The organism is SAR202 cluster bacterium (assembly GCA_009392515.1).
GTDB lineage: Bacteria > Chloroflexota > Dehalococcoidia > Lucifugimonadales > UBA6952 > UBA6952.
Genome location: VFGE01000026.1, coordinates 15,165 through 38,040 on the forward strand (window position 1 = coordinate 15,165; position 22,876 = coordinate 38,040).

Annotated in this window: 23 protein-coding genes and 1 tRNA gene; 8 read left to right on the forward strand and 16 right to left on the reverse strand. The window is 33.1% G+C overall.

Annotation, left to right across the window (positions count from 1 at the left end):
• Positions 1 to 149: 149 nt before the first annotated feature.
• Positions 150 to 1,067: a branched-chain amino acid transaminase gene (locus tag FI695_03145; protein ID MQG50956.1), complete on the forward strand. Its 918-nt coding sequence runs from the start codon at positions 150 to 152 to the stop codon at positions 1,065 to 1,067.
• On the opposite strand, the gene FI695_03150 is transcribed toward FI695_03145, so the two are convergent.
• The 9 genes from FI695_03150 to FI695_03190 form a co-directional block, all read right to left on the reverse strand.
• Complete coding sequence (locus tag FI695_03150) at positions 1,068 to 2,276, reverse strand: glycosyltransferase family 1 protein (protein ID MQG50957.1); 1,209 nt, start codon at positions 2,274 to 2,276, stop codon at positions 1,068 to 1,070.
• A 14-nt stretch (positions 2,277 to 2,290) separates the two neighbouring features.
• Positions 2,291 to 3,274, reverse strand: a complete 984-nt coding sequence (locus FI695_03155) for a GNAT family N-acetyltransferase (GenBank protein MQG50958.1) — start codon at positions 3,272 to 3,274, stop codon at positions 2,291 to 2,293.
• 9 nt (positions 3,275 to 3,283) lie between these two features.
• The gene (locus FI695_03160; GenBank protein MQG50959.1) at positions 3,284 to 4,342 is read right to left on the reverse strand and encodes a threonine synthase; all 1,059 of its coding nucleotides are present in this window, start codon (positions 4,340 to 4,342) and stop codon (positions 3,284 to 3,286) included.
• Positions 4,343 to 4,433: 91 nt separating this feature from the next.
• Entirely contained in the window at positions 4,434 to 5,738 is a 1,305-nt protein-coding gene (locus FI695_03165) for a homoserine dehydrogenase (protein ID MQG50960.1), read from the reverse strand.
• Positions 5,739 to 5,748: 10 nt separating this feature from the next.
• Positions 5,749 to 6,777 (reverse strand): hypothetical protein, encoded by a 1,029-nt coding sequence (locus tag FI695_03170; GenBank protein MQG50961.1) that lies wholly within the window; start codon positions 6,775 to 6,777, stop codon positions 5,749 to 5,751.
• 5 nt (positions 6,778 to 6,782) lie between these two features.
• Positions 6,783 to 7,124 (reverse strand): 30S ribosomal protein S18, encoded by a 342-nt coding sequence (gene rpsR, locus FI695_03175; protein ID MQG50962.1) that lies wholly within the window; start codon positions 7,122 to 7,124, stop codon positions 6,783 to 6,785.
• A 24-nt stretch (positions 7,125 to 7,148) separates the two neighbouring features.
• Positions 7,149 to 7,595, reverse strand: a complete 447-nt coding sequence (locus FI695_03180) for a single-stranded DNA-binding protein (GenBank protein ID MQG50963.1) — start codon at positions 7,593 to 7,595, stop codon at positions 7,149 to 7,151.
• 31 nt (positions 7,596 to 7,626) lie between these two features.
• Entirely contained in the window at positions 7,627 to 7,911 is a 285-nt protein-coding gene (gene rpsF, locus FI695_03185; protein ID MQG50964.1) for a 30S ribosomal protein S6, read from the reverse strand.
• Between the two features lie 89 nt (positions 7,912 to 8,000).
• Entirely contained in the window at positions 8,001 to 8,894 is an 894-nt protein-coding gene (locus FI695_03190) for a homocysteine S-methyltransferase family protein (protein MQG50965.1), read from the reverse strand.
• A gap of 79 nt (positions 8,895 to 8,973) precedes the next feature.
• Between FI695_03190 and FI695_03195 the strand changes: the two genes are divergently transcribed.
• Positions 8,974 to 9,672, forward strand: a complete 699-nt coding sequence (locus FI695_03195) for an HAD family hydrolase (protein MQG50966.1) — start codon at positions 8,974 to 8,976, stop codon at positions 9,670 to 9,672.
• Between the two features lie 9 nt (positions 9,673 to 9,681).
• Here FI695_03195 and FI695_03200 read toward each other — a convergent pair whose 3' ends face one another.
• The 3 genes from FI695_03200 to FI695_03210 are packed head-to-tail and all read right to left on the reverse strand — an operon-like array spanning position 9,682 to position 12,450.
• Entirely contained in the window at positions 9,682 to 10,272 is a 591-nt protein-coding gene (locus FI695_03200) for a CDP-alcohol phosphatidyltransferase family protein (protein MQG50967.1), read from the reverse strand.
• On the reverse strand, positions 10,247 to 11,359 hold the full coding sequence (locus tag FI695_03205; protein ID MQG50968.1) for a glycosyltransferase family 4 protein: 1,113 nt from the start codon (positions 11,357 to 11,359) through the stop codon (positions 10,247 to 10,249). Before FI695_03205 ends, FI695_03200 begins: the two co-directional genes overlap by 26 nt.
• Positions 11,360 to 11,367: 8 nt before the next feature.
• Positions 11,368 to 12,450, reverse strand: a complete 1,083-nt coding sequence (locus tag FI695_03210; GenBank protein ID MQG50969.1) for an inositol-3-phosphate synthase — start codon at positions 12,448 to 12,450, stop codon at positions 11,368 to 11,370.
• A 143-nt stretch (positions 12,451 to 12,593) separates the two neighbouring features.
• On the opposite strand from FI695_03210, the gene gatA reads away from it, so the two are divergent.
• On the forward strand, positions 12,594 to 14,045 hold the full coding sequence (gene gatA, locus FI695_03215) for an Asp-tRNA(Asn)/Glu-tRNA(Gln) amidotransferase subunit GatA (GenBank protein MQG50970.1): 1,452 nt from the start codon (positions 12,594 to 12,596) through the stop codon (positions 14,043 to 14,045).
• On the opposite strand, the gene FI695_03220 is transcribed toward gatA, so the two are convergent.
• From FI695_03220 to FI695_03230, 3 genes are all read right to left on the reverse strand, one after another.
• Positions 14,031 to 14,294, reverse strand: a complete 264-nt coding sequence (locus FI695_03220; protein MQG50971.1) for a MoaD/ThiS family protein — start codon at positions 14,292 to 14,294, stop codon at positions 14,031 to 14,033. The genes gatA and FI695_03220 overlap by 15 nt on opposite strands.
• A 10-nt stretch (positions 14,295 to 14,304) precedes the next feature.
• Positions 14,305 to 16,602 carry a xanthine dehydrogenase family protein molybdopterin-binding subunit gene (locus FI695_03225; protein MQG50972.1) on the reverse strand — a complete coding sequence of 766 codons (2,298 nt, stop codon included), beginning with the start codon at positions 16,600 to 16,602 and terminating at the stop codon, positions 14,305 to 14,307.
• 134 nt (positions 16,603 to 16,736) lie between these two features.
• Positions 16,737 to 17,708 carry a CPBP family intramembrane metalloprotease gene (locus tag FI695_03230; GenBank protein ID MQG50973.1) on the reverse strand — a complete coding sequence of 324 codons (972 nt, stop codon included), beginning with the start codon at positions 17,706 to 17,708 and terminating at the stop codon, positions 16,737 to 16,739.
• Positions 17,709 to 17,823: 115 nt separating this feature from the next.
• On the opposite strand from FI695_03230, the gene FI695_03235 reads away from it, so the two are divergent.
• From FI695_03235 to FI695_03255, 5 genes are all read left to right on the forward strand, one after another.
• Positions 17,824 to 18,795, forward strand: a complete 972-nt coding sequence (locus FI695_03235; protein MQG50974.1) for a hypothetical protein — start codon at positions 17,824 to 17,826, stop codon at positions 18,793 to 18,795.
• Positions 18,796 to 18,805: 10 nt separating this feature from the next.
• Positions 18,806 to 19,639 carry an alpha/beta hydrolase gene (locus FI695_03240; protein MQG50975.1) on the forward strand — a complete coding sequence of 278 codons (834 nt, stop codon included), beginning with the start codon at positions 18,806 to 18,808 and terminating at the stop codon, positions 19,637 to 19,639.
• A gap of 164 nt (positions 19,640 to 19,803) precedes the next feature.
• Entirely contained in the window at positions 19,804 to 20,349 is a 546-nt protein-coding gene (locus FI695_03245) for a hypothetical protein (protein ID MQG50976.1), read from the forward strand.
• A gap of 65 nt (positions 20,350 to 20,414) precedes the next feature.
• A tRNA-Asp gene (locus FI695_03250) sits at positions 20,415 to 20,492 on the forward strand.
• A 46-nt stretch (positions 20,493 to 20,538) separates the two neighbouring features.
• Complete coding sequence (locus tag FI695_03255) at positions 20,539 to 21,744, forward strand: CoA transferase (protein ID MQG50977.1); 1,206 nt, start codon at positions 20,539 to 20,541, stop codon at positions 21,742 to 21,744.
• Here FI695_03255 and FI695_03260 read toward each other — a convergent pair whose 3' ends face one another.
• Positions 21,745 to 22,773 carry a putative sulfate exporter family transporter gene (locus FI695_03260; protein ID MQG50978.1) on the reverse strand — a complete coding sequence of 343 codons (1,029 nt, stop codon included), beginning with the start codon at positions 22,771 to 22,773 and terminating at the stop codon, positions 21,745 to 21,747.
• Between the last annotated feature and the right edge of the window lie 103 nt (positions 22,774 to 22,876).

Below are 22,876 nucleotides of genomic sequence, written 5' to 3' on the forward strand. Positions count from 1 at the left end.
TTTTATTTAATTATAACTATAAAGCTGCAAAAATGGTATCTTCACTGGTTTTTTTAATATTCTACGTATCTATGATTTTGTTGTTTTTATAAAACGTGATATTATTTATAATCACAGTGAATTCAATTTTTGTCGAAAGGAGCAAAAATATGCCTGAAATAGCTTTTCACAAAGGTGAGTTCGTCCCTTTGAAAGATGCATCAGTTGGTGTAATGACACATGCTTTGCATTACGGTACTGCTGTGTTTGAGGGTATTAGAGGTAATTGGAATGAAGAAGATGAATCGACCTATATTTTTAAGCTCAAAGAACACTATGAAAGACTTTTATCGGGTTGTAAATTGATGCGTATAAAAGTTCCTTATACAGTAGATGAATTGTGTAATCTTACCAAAGAATTAGTCGAAAAATGTGAATATAATCAAGATGTATATATAAGACCTTTAGCTTATAAAGGGGCAGAACGTGTTGCTTATTTAGACCTGAGTAAATTAGAAGATGATGGATTTACTATTGTAGTTGTTCCATTAGGAGATTATTTAGATACTGAAAAAGCTGTTAAATGTTGTACTTCTTCATATCGAAGAATGGAGGACTATATTATACCTCCTCATTTGAAAATCAGCGGTTTATATGTGAATAGTATTCTTGCTAAAACTGAAGCTATTGTCGCTGGATTTGATGAAGCTATATTATTAAACCAACAAGGGAGAGTTTCTGAAGGTACAGGAGAAAATATTTTTATATATCGAAACGGAAAGTTATCAACACCACCGTTGATCGATAATCTTTTACCTGGTATCACTCGAGATTGTGTAGTTGATATAGTCAAAAATGAACTTGGCTTTGATGTAGAAGAAAGAAGTATTCCGCGGTCTGAATTATATTTAGCAGACGAAATCTTTTTGACAGGAACAGCTGCACATGTACAAGGTGTAGGATCTATTGATAATCACGATATTGGTGATGGACAAATGGGACCACTAACACGAGAAATTCAATCGTTATATTTTGATATTGTTACTGGTAGAAATATTAAATATAGTCATTGGTGTACAAAGGCATAATTAATTTATTAAGTTTTCATATATTTGTGATGTTTTTAATGCAAATGAGTCCCAAGTCATATCTTTGGATTTCTTATACCCGTTTTCTGCTATCTGGATGTTCAAATCAACGTTTGTAAGTAATTTTTCTATAGCAGAAGCAAGTTTTTGGGGAGAGTTAACTTCTACTAATACTCCATTATATTGATTCTGGATTATAGACTCTAATCCAGGAACTTTAGTTCCAATTACTGTGGTTTTACATGCCATTGCTTCTAAAGCTACTAATCCAAAGCTTTCATAATGAGAAGGTATAATACAAAGGCTCGCTGCATTGTAGTACAATGGTAGTTGTGCTTGCTCAATAGTACCTATAAATGTTATATGTTTTTCTAATTTGTATCTTCTAATTAACTCGAAAGATTGATCTGTTGCATCATTTTGTATTCTGTTATCACCTATAACTAACAGTTTAGGTTTTTTATCTGGATTTAGATATTTCATTGCTTCAATAAGAACAGGTAAGCCTTTTATAGGGTCAATTCTTCCCACATAAATAATTATAGGTCCTTTCCCCATTCCAATTTGTTTTAATGAATTCATTTTATTTTTTGGTTTAAATAACGATAAATCTACACCAGGAGGAATAATTTTTACCTTTGATGAATCTATTTGATATCTATTAGTAAGAACTTCCAATTCATGGTTAGTAGAAACTATAATAGTGCCTGTACTTTTGACAATTTCTTGTTCTTTTTCTAGTCGTATTTGAGATTCTTTTTGTTGTCCTTTAATTTGGTTTTTAATTTCTGCTAGTGTGTGAAATGTTACTACATTATTTATGCCTAAAACTTGACTTAAATCTTTACCAATTATTCCTGATAACCAATAGTGACTATGAATAATATCATAGATGATGTTATGTTCATTAATATAATTAATAAGTTGTCTTTTGAAGGTTTCTATATGGTTGTATAAGTCTTCTTTTGAGATATTTTGCTGAACTGTATTTAAGTGTATAACTTTAATATTTGTAGTTATATTTGTTATTTTCTCAGTACATTCTGAATGATCTATAGTAAAAATATCAATTGAAAACCCTAATTTCTCTAGAGCAAGACTTAATTGAAGAACATATACATTCATACCACCTGCAGACTCGGTACCCAATTTACCAAGAGGGCAGGTATGAAATGATAAAACTAATAAATTCTTTTTAGATTTATTCAAAACATTAGTTAGTGTTATTTTTTCATTAATTTAATAGTGTATATTGTTGTGTTTTGAGCACCGAGATGATACTTGTAACTTTCATCACCCCGAAGGAAATCAAAACATTCAAAATTATATTCTATTGAGTGCTTTAATGAAGTAGCATTGAGTAATAACCCGCAACTTAAATGTTGATAATCTGGATCAAATCCACTGTTGTATAAGTATCGAATATTATTATAGTCAAACGCTATACAAGCTGAAACTTTTTTATTGTCAATTTCCATAAAATAGAGCCTGGTCCAATTTTCTTTGGATAATTCTAAGCAAAGATTTTTAAAGTATATTTTCATTATAGGGGTTAAAAACTCAGCTTTATGATGTCCACTTTTTGACATTAATTCAAAGAACTCTTCCATCGAGTTTTCTATGTCTACACTAGCAGTTAATTGTTGAATCGTATGATTTGATTGATCATCTAATCTCCTAAACTTTCTTCTTAATTCGTGCCTGTCTTTTTTATTGAGAATAGAAAGATAGGATTCCCAATCTTTGGGTAATTCTATCAATGGGCAAACATCTTCAGTAGATTTATCAAAGCTCCATTCTTTGTTTTTTGCTAATTTTTCCATGAAAGGTATAGTTGCAGAGGTTTCAGGGATCGAATTGATTTCTATTAAATCATAATTAATGTTTTCAAAAAATATCCCAACTTCTTTAAAGAATTCATTTTCATAATTCGGTACAATAAGAAAATCTTGATAATCATATACATCCTTGTTGCCGATTAAAGTTAATTTTTTATCTCCATTTAGCATGAATGGAGCTATTCCAATTACTTCGTTATTGTTAGATATTTCTAAGATATTTAAACTGTTATTAGTGTGAAAGATACTGAACCAAGTTTTTTGCCATTCTATTGTCTGAAATATTGAATGTCGAGGTATTCTTGATAGTACTGTTTTCCAAATATCTGATACTGAATCAAAGCTTTCATGAATTTTTATATTTTCCAATTTACTCCTTTATAAATTCAAAATAGCTTTTTTTACAGTTTCAATTTCTGGCTTAATCTGTATAGGCTTTGAATTGAATTGTTTTTCAGCTAATTCTGGTTCTTTTAGTCCAGAACCGGTTACAACACAAACTATTGTTTTATCTTTAATACTTGCAGGATTTGTTAAGTTGGTTTTAATTAATCCTGCTAAAGAAGCAGCAGAAGCTGGTTCGCAGAATATACCTTCCTTACTAGCTAACATTTCATAAGCTGAAAGTATTTCTTGATCAGTTACAGAATCTATAGCTCCATTGGATTCATTACGAGCTGTTATCGCACTTTCCCAACTAGCAGGGTTCCCTATACGAATTGCTGAGGCGACTGTTTCAGGTTTTTCTACAGGTTGTCCACTAACTAATGGTGCCGCACCTGCTGCTTGATATCCCATCAATCTAGGTAATTTGGTGGATTTTTCATATTTTAAATATTCAGTAAATCCTTTCCAATATGCTGTTATATTTCCTGCATTTCCAACTGGAATAAATAAAAAGTCAGGTGAATCGTTTAACTCATCAATTATTTCAAAAGCAGCAGTCTTTTGACCTTCAATCCTATAAGGATTAATTGAATTTACAATTGTTATATTGTTGTTGTTGGACAAATCTCGAATGATTGATAATCCTTGGTCAAAATTACCATCTATACTTATAATCTTAGCGCCATAAGCAATTGCTTGAGCTAATTTACCAGAAGCTATTTTGCCATTTGGAACTATTACGATCGTTTTTAATCCAAATCTCGCTCCATATGCAGCGGCAGAAGCACTAGTATTCCCAGTAGATGCACAGGCTATTATTTCGCTTTTCGATTCTAATGCTTTTGATATAGCAAAAACCATACCTCGGTCTTTAAATGAACCAGTAGGGTTACAACCTTCGAACTTAAAATATAAATTCTTACAACCCATGGATTTAATAATATTTGTGGATTTTATTAGAGGGGTTTGACCTTCACCCATAGTGATTATAGGAGTGTCTTTATTTATAGGTAAATATTTTTTATAGTTTTGTATTACGCCTAGATTCATTAATCAACCGATTAGTTTCATTAGTATATAGCAAGCTAAGTTTAGCATAAACTTGTGTTTGATAGTAGTTATTCCCTATGGGATTTTAGTTCTAATTCAAGTCTTCGATTCTTACAAGACTATCAATAGATTTAATTTGACTTGATTTCTTAATATTTGTAATAGCTGTATTTAAATTATTTACTACAGCTGGGTGGGTTATCATTACTAGTTCTGCTATATTGTCGGATTGATTATGAGTCGTTTGAAGAACTGATGCTATACTTATATTATATTTTCCTAGAATACTAGATATTTCTGCTAGTACCCCAGGTTTATCTAGTACTGACATTCTCATATAGTAAGAAGAACTTGTATAACTATAGTCTACATAATTAATCGTATAATCACGGGTGTTCTCTGTAGAATTCACATTATTATTTGATATATTATTTGCAATAGAAATTATGTCTCCTAAAATTGCACTTGAAGTTGATTTAGGTCCTGCTCCTTCACCATGAAAAATAATATTACCAATAGGATCACCTTGAATTTCTATGGCGTTATAAACACCTTCTACTTTTGCTAACAAATGATCATTGGAAATTAAGCATGGATGAACTCTTAGGGAAACATTATCGCGATTCAATTCTCCAATCGCAAGAAGTTTAATCGTATAACCTAAATCCTTAGCATATTTAAAATCTACAGCTGAAAGTTTAGTGATCCCTTCTCTGTATATATTTTTTTCAGTTATCTTATTATTTAATACAATTGAAGCCAGTATGGATAGTTTGTAAGTAGCATCAATACCTTCTATATCGCTTGTAGGATCTGATTCTGCATATCCAAGATGTTGAGCTTGTTTTAGAGCATCTTCAAAGGTTTGTGTTCTTGAGGACATATTCGAAAGAATATAATTAGTTGTTCCATTAATAATAGCGTTTATTCTGGTAATATTGTTAGCAATTAAACTATGGTATAAGGGGCCAATTATAGGTATACCCGCTCCAACACTTGCTTCATACAATAATAAAACCCCATTATTTTTTGATTGACTTAATAACTCATGCCCATATTTTGACATTACAAGTTTATTAGCAGTTACTATATTGATTTTTTTATCTATAGCTTTGTTTATCATTTCAAGAGCAATATGATCTCCACCAATTAATTCTACGATGAGGTTTATATTCTTATCATTAAAGATATCATCGGGATTATTAGTAATTATATCTGGAGACAGGTAGTTTGGCCTTTGTTTTGTAATATCATTGATCAATACTTTTGATAAATTTATTTGTACATTTGATTTTGGGTTATTTATAACATTTTTGTTATGAAGCAACTGATATGCAACTTCAGTACCGACAGTCCCTAATCCAAGTAATCCAACATTTATATTTTGCGTTTCCATTAATTAAAACCTAACTAACGTAGCGGTTAATTTTTTCTACCATCCATTGGTAGTCTTGAGAATTGAAATCAATCCGTACGTTTAATTTATCTCGCTGCTCGTCTAGCCAAGAATTTGTTGCATTTTGTTTTAATATTTTTGTCATTTTTTCTTGTAAAGGTTGAGGTTCTGGGCCAGCAGTTATTTGAACTATCACTGAATTTTGATTAGTTAATATTGGTTCGCTGAAAGTATTTAATTCCATATTGAAAATAGTTGGGTCAAGCTCTGGGAAAGCGCCTTCCGGTACCCACCCAACTAGACCATTGTCGTCAGCATATGCATCGTTTTTCATATATATTCGTGCAAGTTGACTAAAATCAGCACCAGATTGCAATTGTTGGTAGGCCTGTTCTGCCATAGTTATTTCACTAAATTTTATATATTTCAAGTTTACTGAATTGGCAATAGTTGGAATCCTATCACCTAGATATTCAGTAAGTTTAGTTCTCAAAAGACCCATTTGGATTAAGTCTCTATATTCCTTGTCGCTGTATTTTGTAATATTAAGATAACTTTGATATGTTTCTACAAACTCTCTATCTAGTGCATCTTTATCTGATTGATCTGCAGTTGTTGTCCTAGGGTAATGAACATTTCTAATTTCTTGGTCAATTTCATCGCTTGTTACATATAAATTGATAGTAGGGGTCGTTTGGCGCAAAAGTTCATGATCTGTCATTGCATTTAATGTTTCAAATGGTAGTAGAGATAGTTTAACTTCAGATCCGAAAGCAGCTTCCGCAGCAGCATTTGCTTTCGTTCTCTTAAGCAGATCTCTGAGTTGTATTTCTGTTTCACCAACAGAAATAACAACTTTATTTTCAGGCATTACGTATGTCCAGTAATATCCTATTGCAGGAATTAATAATACTATCATTAATAATATTATTGTAAATATGATTATAGGTAGAGTTCGTTTATTGGATTCTCTTTGTGATAAGCGATGTTGTTCACGCAACGTCATGCGGTTTTTAGATTCGTTATTAATATTCGCCATTTTGACTAAGATCTATTTGAATAATTTCTATTATTTGAACGTCTATCAATAGGATTAAGCAATACATGTTCTGCAGCAAAAGGAAGTAATGCTATTTCACGCGCTTTTTTGATTTCTCTAGTTAAATAAGTTTGGCACTTTAAGCATGTACCAGTTTTTCTTCTTGGCTCAATTTTACCTCTATCAGATATATATCGTTGTAAAAGAGTAGCATCTTTGTAAGTAATAATACTTGAAACAGGTTTGCCTTTGCGTTCAAAACATGGCTGACATATTTTAATTCGACTATTATAACGATTGTTTGGTCGTCTTCTGTTATTTGGACGCGATCTGTTTTGTGTGGTCATTTTTATTCTTCTCCTGGATTAATGTTAAAAAGGTAGGTCGTCAGTTTCAATGGGTTTGTCAGAAGGTGTATCAGTAAAATTATAGTTATTTGAATCATTATTATCAAAAGTAGATGGTTCGTTATCTGAGGATTGAGAAGGATTTCTGTCTAGAAATAATACTCTGCTTGCAATTATCTCATTTCTATATCGCGTTTGTCCGTCTTGTCCATCCCATTGTCTACTTTTCAATCTACCTTCTACAAAAGTTCTACGTCCCTTTGCAAGATATTGATTACATTGTTCTGCTAAAGCATTCCAAGCAACTACGGTAAACCATTCCGTTTCTTGATGTCTTTCCCCATCATTTGAAGTGTATGATCTGCTTGTAGCAACTCGAAATGATGTAACAGGGCTTCCACTAGGTGTGTATCTCATTTCAGGCTCAGTACCAATATTGCCTATAACCATAATTTTATTAAAGCCTACCATTCCAACCTCCTCAGCAATTCAAACGTGTTTATCAATCTTTTGTGGTAAGTAAATGTCGCAAAATATCTTCATTGCTACGTATATTTCCCTCAATAGTTGTGACCTTTGCAGGGTCTATATTGATTAAGGATGAAGCATAATTTCCTTCTCGAAATTTATTAATGGGGTAGGCCAATTTTCTCATTCCCCATCTATCCCAATCTTCTATAGTTCCCTCATTAGAATTAACTAAAGTAGATAAATTATTTATAATTTTATCCGAATTCTCCTGATCTACCTCGGGACTTATAACAATCACTAATTCATACTGTTTCAATTCTTATATCCTTTTTACCCAATTTATATTGAAGAAAGATTATAGCATGAAATTTTAAATTACGCATATTTTTCATTAGAATCATATGTTTATCCCAATAGTTTCTTTATTACTTTGATGTGTTCTGGGGTTGTACTACAGCATCCTCCTACAATCGATGCTCCGCTATTAATCCATTTAGCAACCTCTTCAGAATAAGATTTTTCATCAATTATTTCACTAGATTCTTTTTGTGACCTTTCTGGATCTAATTCTGTTTTATGCCCAGTTGTATTAACTAAAACAGAATTAGCATAGCCGCCTATTGGTTTATTAGTTAACTTACTCAGCGTTTCAATTCCTTGTGTTATCAAATTAGCGCCACCACAATTGACTAAATATGCTGCTGCGTCAAGGTAGGATATTGCATTATATGCATCCTCTAGCTTTTCACCACTGGGTAAAGTGTTGTGTTTTGTGCCTTGTAACGTCCAACTCATCCATGTCTCTGTTCCTGTATTAAGTCCAGCACGTAAAGCAGTTTCGGCTTCAACACTACTAGCCATCGTTTCACAAATAATAATATCAACTTTATTTTTTAATATAGACGCTATTTCTTGATAATAATCAGCCATTACTTCTTTTTCCAATATTAAATCAGCTCGATAACTAGTTTCGAGTGGTGGTAAAGATCCGAGGATCTTTACGTTCGCACCTGATTTCTTTACGGCTTTTTTTGCGATATCAATTGCCCGGAGGGTTAGTTCTTCAAGTTTATAAGCAATATTCGCTCGTGATAAAATTGGTTGGGTTAAAGCATAATTGTTAATGATTATGTGATCTGCACCTGCACATATATAATCATAATGTATTTCTTCAACCACCGTTGGATTATCAATTAATTCTTGAGCTGACCAAATAGACTCGATATGTGATGGTACATTATATCCTCTGCGTTTTATTTCGGTACCGGTCCCACCATCTAAAAGTTTTACGTTTTTCATATTTTCTCTTTTACTGTCTTTAATCCAATTATATGTAATAATGTATTTCAAATAACTCAATAGTTACAAGGTAGATTTAATGATAAAAACAATATTTTTTGATTTTTTTGGGACGTTGGCAAAGTTTTATCCTGAGAGAGAAGAAATACAAATTCAAGCTTTGAATCAATTTGATTTAAATACCACTCCTGAAAAAATTAAATATGGTTACAAATTTGCCGACTCTTATATGGAAAAAATTAATTCTAGCGATAAACCTCTTTCATTAATGGACATTACCGAGAGAAGTATTTTTTTTAGTGAGTATGAATCTTTGATTTTAGAACATGCAGGTTTAAATGTAGATTTGATAACTGCTGGGAATATATGGCAAGCTGTCCAAAAGATACCGTATGGATTTAAACTATATGATGATGTTATACCGGTTTTTGATCATCTACATACTCTTGGTTATAAATTAGGCATTATTACAAATATGGGTAAAAATCTATATGGGATTTCTGATCAATTAGGAATATCGCAATATTTATCTCATATAATTACTTCAGAAGAAGTAGGTATAGGGAAACCTAGACCAGAGATTTTCCAAGCTGCACTAAAGGCGTCAAATTCTACTATTAATGAAATTATTCATGTGGGAGATTCTTATGATTCAGATATAGCAGGTGCTATAGCTTTAGATATCAAAGCCATTCTTATACAACGTGATGACGAACAGCATAATGCTCAGTATCAATTTATGATAAATGACTTAAAATCTCTCTATAAATATATTTAAATACTAAAGTTATTTGCTTATCGTCCGTAGTCTTTGAATAAATGAAATTAGGGATGTCAAACAAACAATTACCATTGCGATGATAAATTGGTTTGTGAATAGGCCGATTAATAATATTATCAATCTTTCTGGACGAGTAACTATACCACTTTCTTTCATTTGTATACCAAGACCTTCGCCTCTAGCTCTGGCATAACTTACAAGAAATGACAATCCTAGAGTTATAATTGGTAAAATAGCCCACTCATAGTTTTCTTGATTAATAAATAAATATGTGGCACCAATAAATATAGCTAATTCTTGTATTCTATCGATGACTGAGTCTAAAAATGCGCCAAAAACTGATTCCTTGCCATATTTTCTTGCTAATGATCCATCAAATAAGTCAGCAACTGCTCCAAAAATTAAAAAAATTGCTGCTAAGATTAAATTATTTAAGCCTATAAGGACTGCAGCTATAATTCCAAGGATTAGACCAAAAACTGAGAGTAAATTTGGAGATATTTTTAGCTTATAAAAAACAGAAACTATAGGTGATTCAATTTTGTTTAACACGTTATCTCTTATATAATTTCTATAATCCATTTTGTGCCTTTTCATAGCAATCTAATATTTTATCAACCAATATATTCCAGTTATATTGTCGTACTCTATACTTGCCATTTTGAGCAATACTTTTTCTTAAATCATTATTATTTATAAGTTTTTCAATACATTGATATATAGATGATACAGAATTAGGTTCGAATAAAAAACCATTTTTACCATGTTCAATAACATTTTTAAAACCATTTATATTGGATGCAATTACAGGAGTCCCACATGCCATTGCTTCTGTAAGTACTATACCAAAACTTTCATTTCCTGTGTTAGGAGCACAAAATAAATCTGCTGTTTGGTAGTACATGCGTTTTTCATATTGATCAGTGATAGGTCCAGTACAAACAATATCAGTAGAATTTATTGATTTAATTATATTCACACAATCTTTGTCAAGATTACCCGGGCCAATAATTATTAATCGAATTGCATATTTTTTTTTAAGTTCTATATAAGCTTGTAATAGGTATTTTAACCCTTTTCTTTTTTCTAATCTTCCGAGAAATAATATATTAAATTTATTGTCTCTATATTTATCTAAAGGATTAGATTTTTGTGAAAGAAAATCTAAATCGATTCCATTGGGTATTACAGTATATTCTCCTGGAAAGTGTTTTTGGACATATTCTTTTGCTGATGCTGAAACCGTAATTTTACTGGAGAGTCTGTTTATAAATTTGGTTAAATACCATTTAGTAAATTTGTATGCGTTGTCCTTGTCATTATAGGCATGAAAAGTTCCAATATTTACTGAGGTTGAATGAGAAAGTATTTTTAAAGGTAATGAGGGCATAAGTGGTTCATGTAGATGGATAATATCAAATTTTTCTTTATCGAGTATTTTTTTAATTTTCTTGGTTCCCCAGAAATTTAAAGATATTCGAGCTATGGATCCTGAAACAGGAATCGGAATAGAATTTCCAATTGGGATTATTTGATTTGAGTAGTTATTATTTGTACTATTTATTGGCCCTATATATTTCACTTCGTGGCCACGATTTATCAAATGCTCCCCTAGTTGAAACATGTGAGAAACAACACCCCCGGGATAATTTAAGTCATAAGGGGACACCTGCGCGATTTTCATACTTATAATTATTCTATAGGTTTTATAAAGTCCTCAACCATTTGATGGGCTTCATCGTCGGTATATTGTATTGGTGGAGATTTCATAAAATATGAAGAAGGTCCAGTTAGTGACCCACTAACTTCTCGGTCTAGGGCAATTTTACAACATCTAACAGCATCAACAACCACACCTGCTGAATTAGGGCTATCCCATACTTCGAGTTTTAGTTCTAAATTTAACGGAACATTACCGAAGGTAGTTCCTTCTATTCTGATGTGGCACCATTTTCGGTCTTCGAGCCATGGTACATAATCACTAGGCCCTACATGAACGTTATCTTTACCCACATCATAAGGAAGCTGTGAAGTAACCGCGTTGGTTTTAGATTCTTTCTTAGATTCTAAACGCTCTCTTTCCAGCATATTCATAAAATCAGTGTTGCCTCCAAAGTTTAATTGATATGTTCTATCAACTCGAACTCCACGATCTTTAAATAGATTAGTTAGTACACGATGAGTAATAGTAGCGCCCACTTGAGATTTAATATCATCTCCTACAATAGGAACACCAGCATCTTGAAAACGTCTTTGCCAATATGGTTCTCTTGCAATAAATACTGGAATACAATTTACAACACCAACTTTTGCAGAGAGTGCTTGTTCCATATACCATTTTGTTGCCTGTTCGGATCCGACAGGAAGATAGTTAATTAATACATCAACTTCACGTTCTTCAAGAATACTAGCTATAGATGGCATAGAATCTTCAGGATCTGGTGCCTTTTCTATAACTTCAGAAAGATATTTCCCAATTCCGTCATGCGTCATTCCTCTTTCAACGGTTACCCCTGTTTTTGGAACATCGTGGAAAGCAACAGTGTTATTCATCCCTGAAAATATAGCTTCAGATAAATCCTTACCTACTTTATCTTTATCCACATCAAATGCAGCGACAACCTCAATATCTCCTATATGATAATCTCCTAAGACAGGGTGCATAAGCCCAGGAATAAATTCATTTTCATCAGCTTCTCGGTATTTATGTATACCTTGAACAAAAGAAGAGGCACAATTACCTACTCCGACAATAGCTACTTTGATTTTGCTCAATTTGGCATCCTCTCTTTAACGATCTATTTAATATTAATAACGATTAATAATTATTGAGTTACAATAGCTAATAATGATACCAGTAAGCTATAACGTTAGCAAGGTTTTATGGTACTATACTTTTAGTTTATATAAATGAAATTATGGTGATTATGATGAGTGATAATAATTTTGCATATATGGACATCCAGCAACTATCTAAGTTGATGAAAAATTTAGAAGTATCCCCTGTTGAAATTGTACAAACATTTTTAGATAGAATAGATGAACATGATTCAAAAATTAATTCTTTTATTTCAGTTTTTTCTCAAGAAAGTTTAAAAGAAGCTAAGAGAATTGAAAAACTTTTTTTGGATAAAGAAATTGTAAGTCCTTTACAAGGTATTCCCGTAGGATTAAAAGACCTTATATATACAAAAAATCAATTAACAACTGGTGGATCCAAAATACTAAAGGATTATATTCCAGACTATGATGCCACTGTAACATCAAAACTCAGAGAATCAAACGCGATAATATTGGGTAAAACAGCTTTATTAGAATTCGCTATGGGCGGGACAATGACTAATGAATATTTTGGATCTACATATAATCCTTGGAATCTAGATCATTTTCCAGGTGGTTCAAGTAGTGGGTCTGGTGCAGCTGTAGCTGCTGGTTTGGTGACCTGCGCTTTAGGCACAGATACAGGAGGTTCTGTGAGAGGTCCTGCACATAATTCTGGAATAGTTGGGTTAAAACCTACATTTGGCCGTGTTAGTCGACATGGAGTTATTCCTTTGAGTTGGTCTTTAGATCACGTAGGCCCTATGACTCGTACTGTTAAGGATTGCATTTTATTGCTGAACGCTATAGAAGGGTATGATGATACTGATCCTTATTCCGTATCTATGGATCCTATTAATATAGACATAAATGGAAATTTTGATTTACAAGGTAAAACAATCGGGATTTTTACTGCATTTACTGAAGATATATTGAGTAAAGACGTTGAAATAAATATACAGCGAATGTTAGATTCATTTAAATCTTTAGGGGTTAAAATTGTCGAAATTGGTTTAGATCAATTGAGTAAATCTGAGGCACAACAAGGTCCAATACTATATGACATCATAGTAGGACCCGAATCATCTGCTTATCATTATACAAATATGAAAGAAAATATTGATTCATATGGAAGTCATCCCCGAAGGCGTTTGGAAGCAGGATTGCACGTTATGGGGCATCAATATGTTAATGCTCAAAGACAAAAAAGATTAATTACAGAGAAAATAAAATCTTTTTTTAATCAATGTGATGTAATTATAGCTCCCGCAAATTTTATGGCTGCACCTAAATTAGATGATTCTAATCCTTCAGAAGATCCAATTCGAAATGCATTACGTCGAAGCTTTACCAGTATGTTTAATATTACAGGTTTGCCATCACTCATCGTGCCGATTGGATTTGATGCACAAGGATTGCCCATAGGGTGCCAAATAGTTGCAAATCATTATCAAGAAAATACAATATTCAAGTTTGCATTAGAATTTGAGAAAATATCTGACTGGAATCATCATTATTCAACTGTAGATGAGTACTTATCCGCCTCCTAGTGCAGGTAAGAAGTGAACTTCACTATTCTCATTTACTTTTTCAAGTACACCAATACTTCCGACATTCCCATCAATAATAACGGATAGCCCAGGCATAATATCATCTTCATATATTAAAACTTCAGAAATTCCTGGGAAAAGGATTTCAAGATTAGTTATAACTGTTCTTATATTTTTACCCTCAACTTCAACAGTACCGGTAAATCCAGTTGTTTCTCGCATTTCTTGATTAAACCAAACACTTGCCATAGCTAATAAATTATTTGTTATTATCTATTGCTTCAAGCACTCTCGCAGGATTCATTGGTAATTGAGTTAATCTAGTGCCAATAGCTTGTTTAATAGCATTCGAAAGTGCTGCTAGAGGAGGCACTATACATACTTCACCAACTCCTCGGACGCCGTATGGATGACTTGGATTTGCAACTTCAACAATTACTGTGTCAAGCATTGGTAAATCAAGCGCAGTTGGCATTCTGTAGTCAAGAAAACTTGCGTTCATCATTTTACCTTCATCATTGTAGAAATATTCTTCATTTAATGCCCAGCCAATTCCTTGTGCTACTCCACCTTGCATTTGCCCTTCGACATATGTTGGATGAATTGCCTTACCCGCATCTTGTACAGAGGTATAACGTAAAATTGTTACCTTACCTGTGTCTGGATCAACTTCGACATCTACGATATGTGTTGCAAATGCATTACCTGGCGATCCAGGGCTTACTGTAGCACGTCCAATAATTGGTCCCCCAGTAGCATTAAGTTTTCCTGCCATTTCTTTGAATGTCATTCTAAGTTGTGAATCAGAACTATGTTTGATTTCTCCATTTTCATATTCAACATCACTTGTTTCTACATCCCAGATTTTGGCTGCTCGTTCAATCATTTGTCTTTTGATATCTAATCCAGCTTCATAGCAAGCAATACCAGTTTTAAAGGCAACTCCACTACCACCAGTAACTGAAGTGAATCCTATAGTATCAGTATCTCCAATTGATGGTTTGATATTTGTAGCATCAATACCTAATACTTCAGCTAGTTGCATTGAAACAGCTGTTCTAGATCCGCCAATATCTGGAGAACCTTCAACTAAATTAATTGTACCGTCAGCTGTGACACTTGCTATAGCACTTGATGGTCCACTTCCGTTAAACCAGAATCCTGAAGCAATACCTCTGCCTCGATATGGACCTTCTAACTTACTTTTATAATGTTCATGTTCTTTAGCAGCTTGTAATGTTTCTAGAAAACCAATTTTGCCGAAAACTGGTCCAGTAGCTTGTCTGGTTCCTTCTTTTGAGCCATTAATTGCACGAAATTCTAATGGCTCGATACCAAGTTTTTCTGCTAGTTCATCAACAGCAATTTCCATTGCAAAAGATGCTGTTGGAGAACCTGGTGCTCTATATGCGGTAGATTTGGGAAGATTTGTGCAAATATCATAACCTTCTATGTGAGCATTAGGTATATCATATGGAGCTGTCATACAGCGAGCTCCAGGCAACACAGGAGATCCAGGAAAAGCCCCTGATCCATAATATAGTTTTGCCTGAACTGCTGTAATTTTACCATTAGATTTAGCACCTAATTTTATTTTGACATTAGTTGCTGAAGTTGGACCAGTTCCTTCAAACACTTCAGTACGGTTCAATGTTATTTTTACAGGAGAACCTCCTGATTTTTTTGAAAGCATAGCGGCAATAGGTTCGGAATAAACTATTGTTTTTCCACCAAATCCTCCACCTATCTCCATTTGAATTGATTTGATTTTAGATTGAGGAATCCCTAATAACATTGCAGTTAAATCTCTCATAGCAAAATGCCCTTGACTACTTGTCCACATTGTTAAATAGCCATCTGATCCCCATCTAACAGTACTTGTTTGAGGCTCGATGTATCCTTGATGTACAGCTTCAGTTTTTGTTTCTTTTTCAACAATAACATCGGCATCTTTGAAACCTTTTTCAATATCTCCAAGTGCAAATTCAAATTTATTAGCTAAGTTTGTTTGTTTATCTTTAGGAAGCTCTTCTGCACTAACGCCACCTGCCCGAATAGTGGTAGAGTTTATTGTGACTAGTCTATCATGAAGTATAGGTGCATCTGGTTTTATTGCTTCTTCAGGACGCATAACTGGTTTAAGGACTTCATACTCAACTTCTATAAGATCTAAAGCTTGCTCCGCAATTATTTTTGATGTTGCCGAAACACCTGCAACTGCATGTCCTTTGAATAGCACTTTATCTTTAGCAATACAAAAATTACTCAAAAACATAGGATTTTGCATTGCACCTTCTCCTAAGTCAACAGCTAATCCATTGAGTATAGGAAAGTCATCAGATGTGACGACAGCTATTACACCAGGCAATTCTAATGCTTTTGTAGCATCAATTTTTATAATCTTAGCATGAGCGTGTGGGCTTCGAAGGATTTTACCGTGAATATATCCAGCAGGATGTACATCTCCTGAATAATTAGCAGCACCAGTAACTTTGTCTGTAGCATCGTATCTTTTGACTCTTTTACCAACAGTGTCATATTCAGTTTCAGATAATATTATATTTGATTTGTAATCTGGTTTTAGCACAAAGCCCTCCTCGATATTTTCATTTTCGAATTAGATCACTTCAATTTGTATACTAATTAATCAATTGTACATGACTTGTTACATTAATAAAATAGTCTATTTGTTTATTTCTTCTTTAAATTACTATAGGATTTCACCAAATATGAAAAACCTATTCCCCATTTGTATTTTTTTGCAAGAATTACATATGGAATAAACAAGGTAAAAAATACACTCATAAAGACATCTGTCCAAGTTATTCCTGTTTGTTCAATTCCAATATCATAAAATAAAGCGGGGGTAGTAATTACAGAATTCTTTGTTGTAATAAAGAGAAAAACAAACAAATTATTAGCTAGATGAAATCCAAAAGGTAATTCTAATCCATTGCCTTTAATGGCAATCAAAGCCCAAATAGTACCTGTAGCCATTAATATTGTCATATATTTTGCCATTCCGTAAGTAGTTTCTGGGTTAGCCAGATGAGCAACCATAAACAAGCTACCAACAATGAGAGATAAAAGCACTGGATTTTTTGTAAATAAACCCAATCCTTGTAAAAAATACCCTCTAAATAGTATTTCTTCAAATCCTACTTGAATTGGTGTTATGATCAAGGCAATTAATATAAATATTATATAAGTTACAAAAGAAAAATTTGGGTTAAATTCTAACCCGGTAGAACATTCAATAGATTTATCAATTATATTTTGACAATCATTGCTTGCGAGAGCTAATAGAATCAAGGGTATACCTGATATAAGAAGTGATATTACTATCGCAAATATAATTCGGTCATATTGTATTGTTTTAAATCCAGTAAGATATGAGATAAGTGTTCGTTTGTGGATATATTTTGCTACAAAAATAAATGCTACCAACCCAAATAAGAAACCTGACATTAAAGTTATAAAATTTAAAATAGTATATGGACTATTCCCTGATTGTAATAATTCATCTGTGTTAGGGTGAAGTAGAATTGGTATTATACCTAATATTTGCCATCCTGAAAAAATTAAGATTATACCTAATATCCAGTTTAAAAATTGATTACTATGATTTCTAGCTAATGTACTAAACTCATTGGGTATTTGCACAAAAATACCTCCAAAAAAATAAACTAATCAGATTGTTTATTTGTTTATAAAAAAATCGCATTATTTAATACTCTTATTATGTTAGGATAACACAAATCTTTATCAAATTTGCAATATGGAGGGTGTAAATATGAGGCTTGGAGATGGATCTTTTCAATATGAAGTTGTAGCCAATTGGGAAAAATTACCTGAAGAATATCGTTGGGATGAAGTGGGTGGTGTAGGAGTAGATTCGAAGGATAATGTTTACGTATTTAATCGAGGCCCTCACCCTATGATCGTTTTTGATAAAGATGGAAATTTTTTAACCTCATGGGGTGAAGATTTCTTTATTCGCGCACATGGTTTAACTGTTGGCCCTGATGACATTTTGTATTGCACTGATGACGCAGATCATACAGTTAGGAAATGTACTACTGAAGGAGAAGTATTAATGACGATAGGTGTCCCCCAAACTCCCTCTCCTTATCAAAGTGCGAAACCTTTTAATCGATGTACTCATGTCGCTTTAGATCCTGAAACTCAAGATATTTATGTCTCAGATGGATACGGAAACTCAAGTATTCATAAATTCACTTCAAAAGGTGAACATTTGTTTTCTTGGGGTAGTGCGGGTACTGATCCAGGACAATTTAATATTCCACATAATATTATTACAGACAAAAACGGATTGGTTTATGTTGCTGACCGAGAAAATATGAGAGTGCAAATTTTTGATAAAAACGGAAATTTCCTTGACCAATGGAATAATATGCATAGAGCATGCGCTTTGTGTATAGATAAGGATCAGACTATTTATTTAGGAGAAATTGGTTCTAGTGGTGCAGTTAATCGAGAATTGCCAAATATTGGACCAAGAGTAAGTATTTATGAAACTAATGGAGATCTCATAACTCGATTAGGTACTGGTTACGGACTTGACAATGGTCAATTTATTGCTCCTCATGGAATTTGCGTGGATTCAAAAGGGAATATTTATGTTGGAGAAGTAACAAAGACTGAAATGAGTCATCAGTTTAGAAAGGACTCTTGGGAAGGCCCTGCTCCAACTAAGGCTCGAAGTTTTCAAAAACTAGCAAGAATATAAGGAGTTATTGATGAGAGAATTTACCAGCGATTATTACCAATCAAATAGTTTGAACCTTCATTATATAAATTATAAAACTAATGCTACAAAGCCTTTAATTATGCTTCATGGAATGAGGAGTTACGCACAGGCTTGGAATGATGTTGCTGAACAACTCGTCGACAATTTTGACATTTATGCTTTAGATCAGAGAGGGAGAGGTGATAGTGATTGGTCTCCTGATTATAATTATGACACAGAAGCATATGTTGATGACTTAACAAATTTTGTAAAAATAAAAGGATTTAATAATCTTTGTTTGATGGGTCATTCTATGGGTGGGAGTAATAGTATCGTTTTTGCATCAAAAAACCCTGAAATGGTTGAGAGTCTTGTTATTGTAGATATAGGCCCAAGCGTCTCTACTTCCATAGGAGGAGCACGGATAAATCAAGAATTGAGCGATACTCCTAAAGAATTTGAAAGTTTAGAGGATGTAAAGATTTTTTGGAGAAAGCAAAGGCCATCAATATCTGAGCATGCATTAAATGAAAGAGTGAATTTTACTATCAAGCAATTAGAATCAGGCAAATATGGATTTAAGTGGGATGTACAAGGTATAGCAAAAGGACGAATTCGTAATGATGGTGAATATATGTGGGATTGTGTGAAAAAAATTAAGTGTCCAACTTTATTGATCAGAGGGCATGAATCCGATATATTACAACATGATGTTGCTACACAGATGATTAAAGAAAATCACAACATTACATTAATTGAAATACCTGATGCAACGCATTATGTACACGATGATCAATTAGAACTTTTCAATAGAGAAGTTAGTATGTTTTATCAAAGAATCTAATATAATTACAGGGGAAAAATATGACTACACCAATATCCGTTAATAATGATTTATTTGATCTAAGTCTCATTGATCTAAATCAACAAAAAGTATATTTAAATAGCTACAAAGGCAAAAAACTCTGTATTTTTATGTGGGCGTCTTGGTGAGTATGTAGGGCACAATTGCCAGTTTGGCAAAAAACTTACAAGGAATTATTTGCAGATGATGATAACGTCGAATTTTTATCTGTAGCAATGGATGCAATTTATCATGATAAAGTTAAGCAATTTCATCAATCTGCTAAAGCAGAATTTACAACGTTAATTGATACTGATAATAGTTTAAGTAAATTAATGGGTTTTAAAGTTGTACCTAATATATTACTGATTAATTCCGATGGTGAATTAGAGTACTGGAAATTTGGGAAAGCTGATATAAGGAATGCATACTACAAAAATCTCATCAAAAGATGGATAAGTAGGGAAAAAATAAATATTTTACCTAAAGATAATTTTATTAATGCCAGTAATCAAAATCATCAATTATCGTTAGGTAAATTCAATGAATATGTAAATACAGGTAATTTAAGTGTTAACGAAGTAAGGGGATTAGAGCTCGACAACATGATTGTAAGAAAACAATTGTGGGCAAAAGAAAATCCTGAAAAGTTTTACCAGGGAAATATTGATTCTGATTGGCAAAAACAAAATCTAGAAAAGGGGATTTAAAGGATGTATTTTTTATAACACAACACAACTAGTATTGATTGTGTTATAATGTCCGAGTTTCATTTGGCCCGGTGGTGTAGTTGGTCTAACATACCACACTGTCAATGTGGAGATCGGGGGTTCGAATCCCCTCCGGGTCGCCATCCAAAAATATTAAATCTCCGTTTTCTTATAATTAAGGAGATATATATGACACTGCCATTGCAAGGTTTAAAGGTTATTGATATGTCCCAAGTTTACTTCGGCCCTGGTGGAGCTGTGTATCTTGCTGACCAAGGTGCCGATGTTATAAAAATAGAAACTATTCGAGGCGATGCCATGCGTCATCGGTATACTACCCCATATCTAACACAATGGAACATGAGTAAACCTTTTTTATCATTAAATAGAAATAAAAAAAGTATTTCATTAGATATTCGGACCGATGAGGGCAAAAAAATTGTTTCCCAATTATGTGAAACAGCTGATGTGTTTATATTGAATATGCGCCCGGGTACTGAAAAACAATTTGAATTAGACTTTGAGAGCTTGTCTAAATTAAACCCAAAATTGATCTATGTATCGATCAGTGGTTTTGGAAGTGAAGGACCTGATGCAAGCCTTCCTGGATACGATATAGTACTTCAAGCCAAATCTGGTGTTTTGTCATTGAGAAAATTTCCTGATGGAACTCCTGTACCTTATCCTATTATGTTTTCAGACATGTCGGGGTGTATGTCTCTTTCTTATTCGGTAATGTTGGCTCTTTGGGAACGTGAAAAAACTGGGAAAGGTCAAAAGATTGAGTGTTCATTATTCAATCAAGCTTTAGCAATGCAAATGCAGCAATTGATATGGATAGAAAATGATCAAGGAAGTCTTCCTGGAAACGCGCCATCAGCCATGGCTTCATGTTACGAATGTTTTGATGGTAAATGGATAGCTATAGTAGTAATGGAATCTAATCAATGGGCGGGATTATGCCGTGTATTAGATATTGAACATTTAATTAATGACCCTGACTATAGTAGTTATGAAAATCGTGTGAAGAATGCATCTGATTTATCAGAATTATTTACAGCTATTTTCCCAACTAAAAACAGTGAATATTGGATAGATAAATTAAATTATGAAGGTATCCCGTGTTCTATTGTACAAGAAAGAGATGATTTGCTAGACGATGCTCAAGTTATTTCAAATAAAATGATTGCTACAGATATACATCCCAAAGTCGGTAATGTGAGCTATGTTATGCCTCCATTTAAGATGTCACAGCATGATTATATTGAATCAGCTCGTTTGCCTGCTCCTTTGTTAGGAGAACACACTAAGGAAATCTTGAAAGATTTAGGGTATCATGACGAAGAAATTCAGTCTTTTTTAGATCGTAATATTGTTAATGAAAACCTAGAGTAACTATGGAGAAATATTACTACCTATAAGCAGGCTTATTGCTATCATAAACCCAATTACGCATATAATTGTTAAAGCTACTTTTGGTCCAACTTTAAGAACATCTTTTATATCTACTCCTAGACCTATGGCGACCATAGATACTACAAATAAATATTTTGATAATTGTCGAATTTGATTCCCAATATCAGCGGATATAACATCTACAGAGCGTAAAACAGAGAAAAATATAAATCCAATAACAAACCATGGGAAATAATTAAAAAGTGAAAAACTTCCAGAGTTTTCTTCTGATTCTTGTTTTGTATTTGAAGATGCAAAGCTTTTAATTAATTGTACAACAACAACCAGAGGCCCTAATAAAATTATTCGCGTGATTTTTACAACCGTTGCAACTGTAGCAGAAGTAGCACTGACTGTGGCAGATGCTGCATATACTTGAGCTACTGCGTATACAGCCATACCTGCAACAATACCATAGTGATACTCTGTTATACCAAAACTTGAAAATAGTAATGGCAATAGTATAATCTGTGCTGCTCCTAACACCGCGCTTATACCAATTACTGCACTTATATCTGTTGCACTTGCACCTATTATTGGAGCCATTACTGCAACTGCAGAATTTCCACAAATCGAATTCCCTACACCAATTAAAGTCGCAATTTTTTTATTTAATCCAAGTATCAAATGCCCAATTATATAGGCAATTATCATGCTTCCAACTACACCAAACAAAATAAGCAAAAATAGCGGTAATCCTGCGTCTAATATATCTGGCAAAAATATACTAGCTCCTAGTATCATTACCGAAAATTCAAGAATATGTTTACCAGCAAATTTTGCACCAGCGTTGTACCAATCAGATTTTGGCGAAACATTTTTGTATACGATTCCAATTATCAAGGCAAGTAAGAGGCTATCAATCAATAAATTCTGTACTTGTCGACTCATTACGAAAATTATGCTTCCTACTATGAAGCATAATAAAAGTCCTGGCGCTAATATTTTTATTTTTTCTTGATTAATCATATTAAACCTCGGTGTATTCTATTATTAGATTTAATTTGTTTCAATATATTTATAACTTTTTCTTACAATGAATTGCTACAATTCTATTTTGTAATACAATATA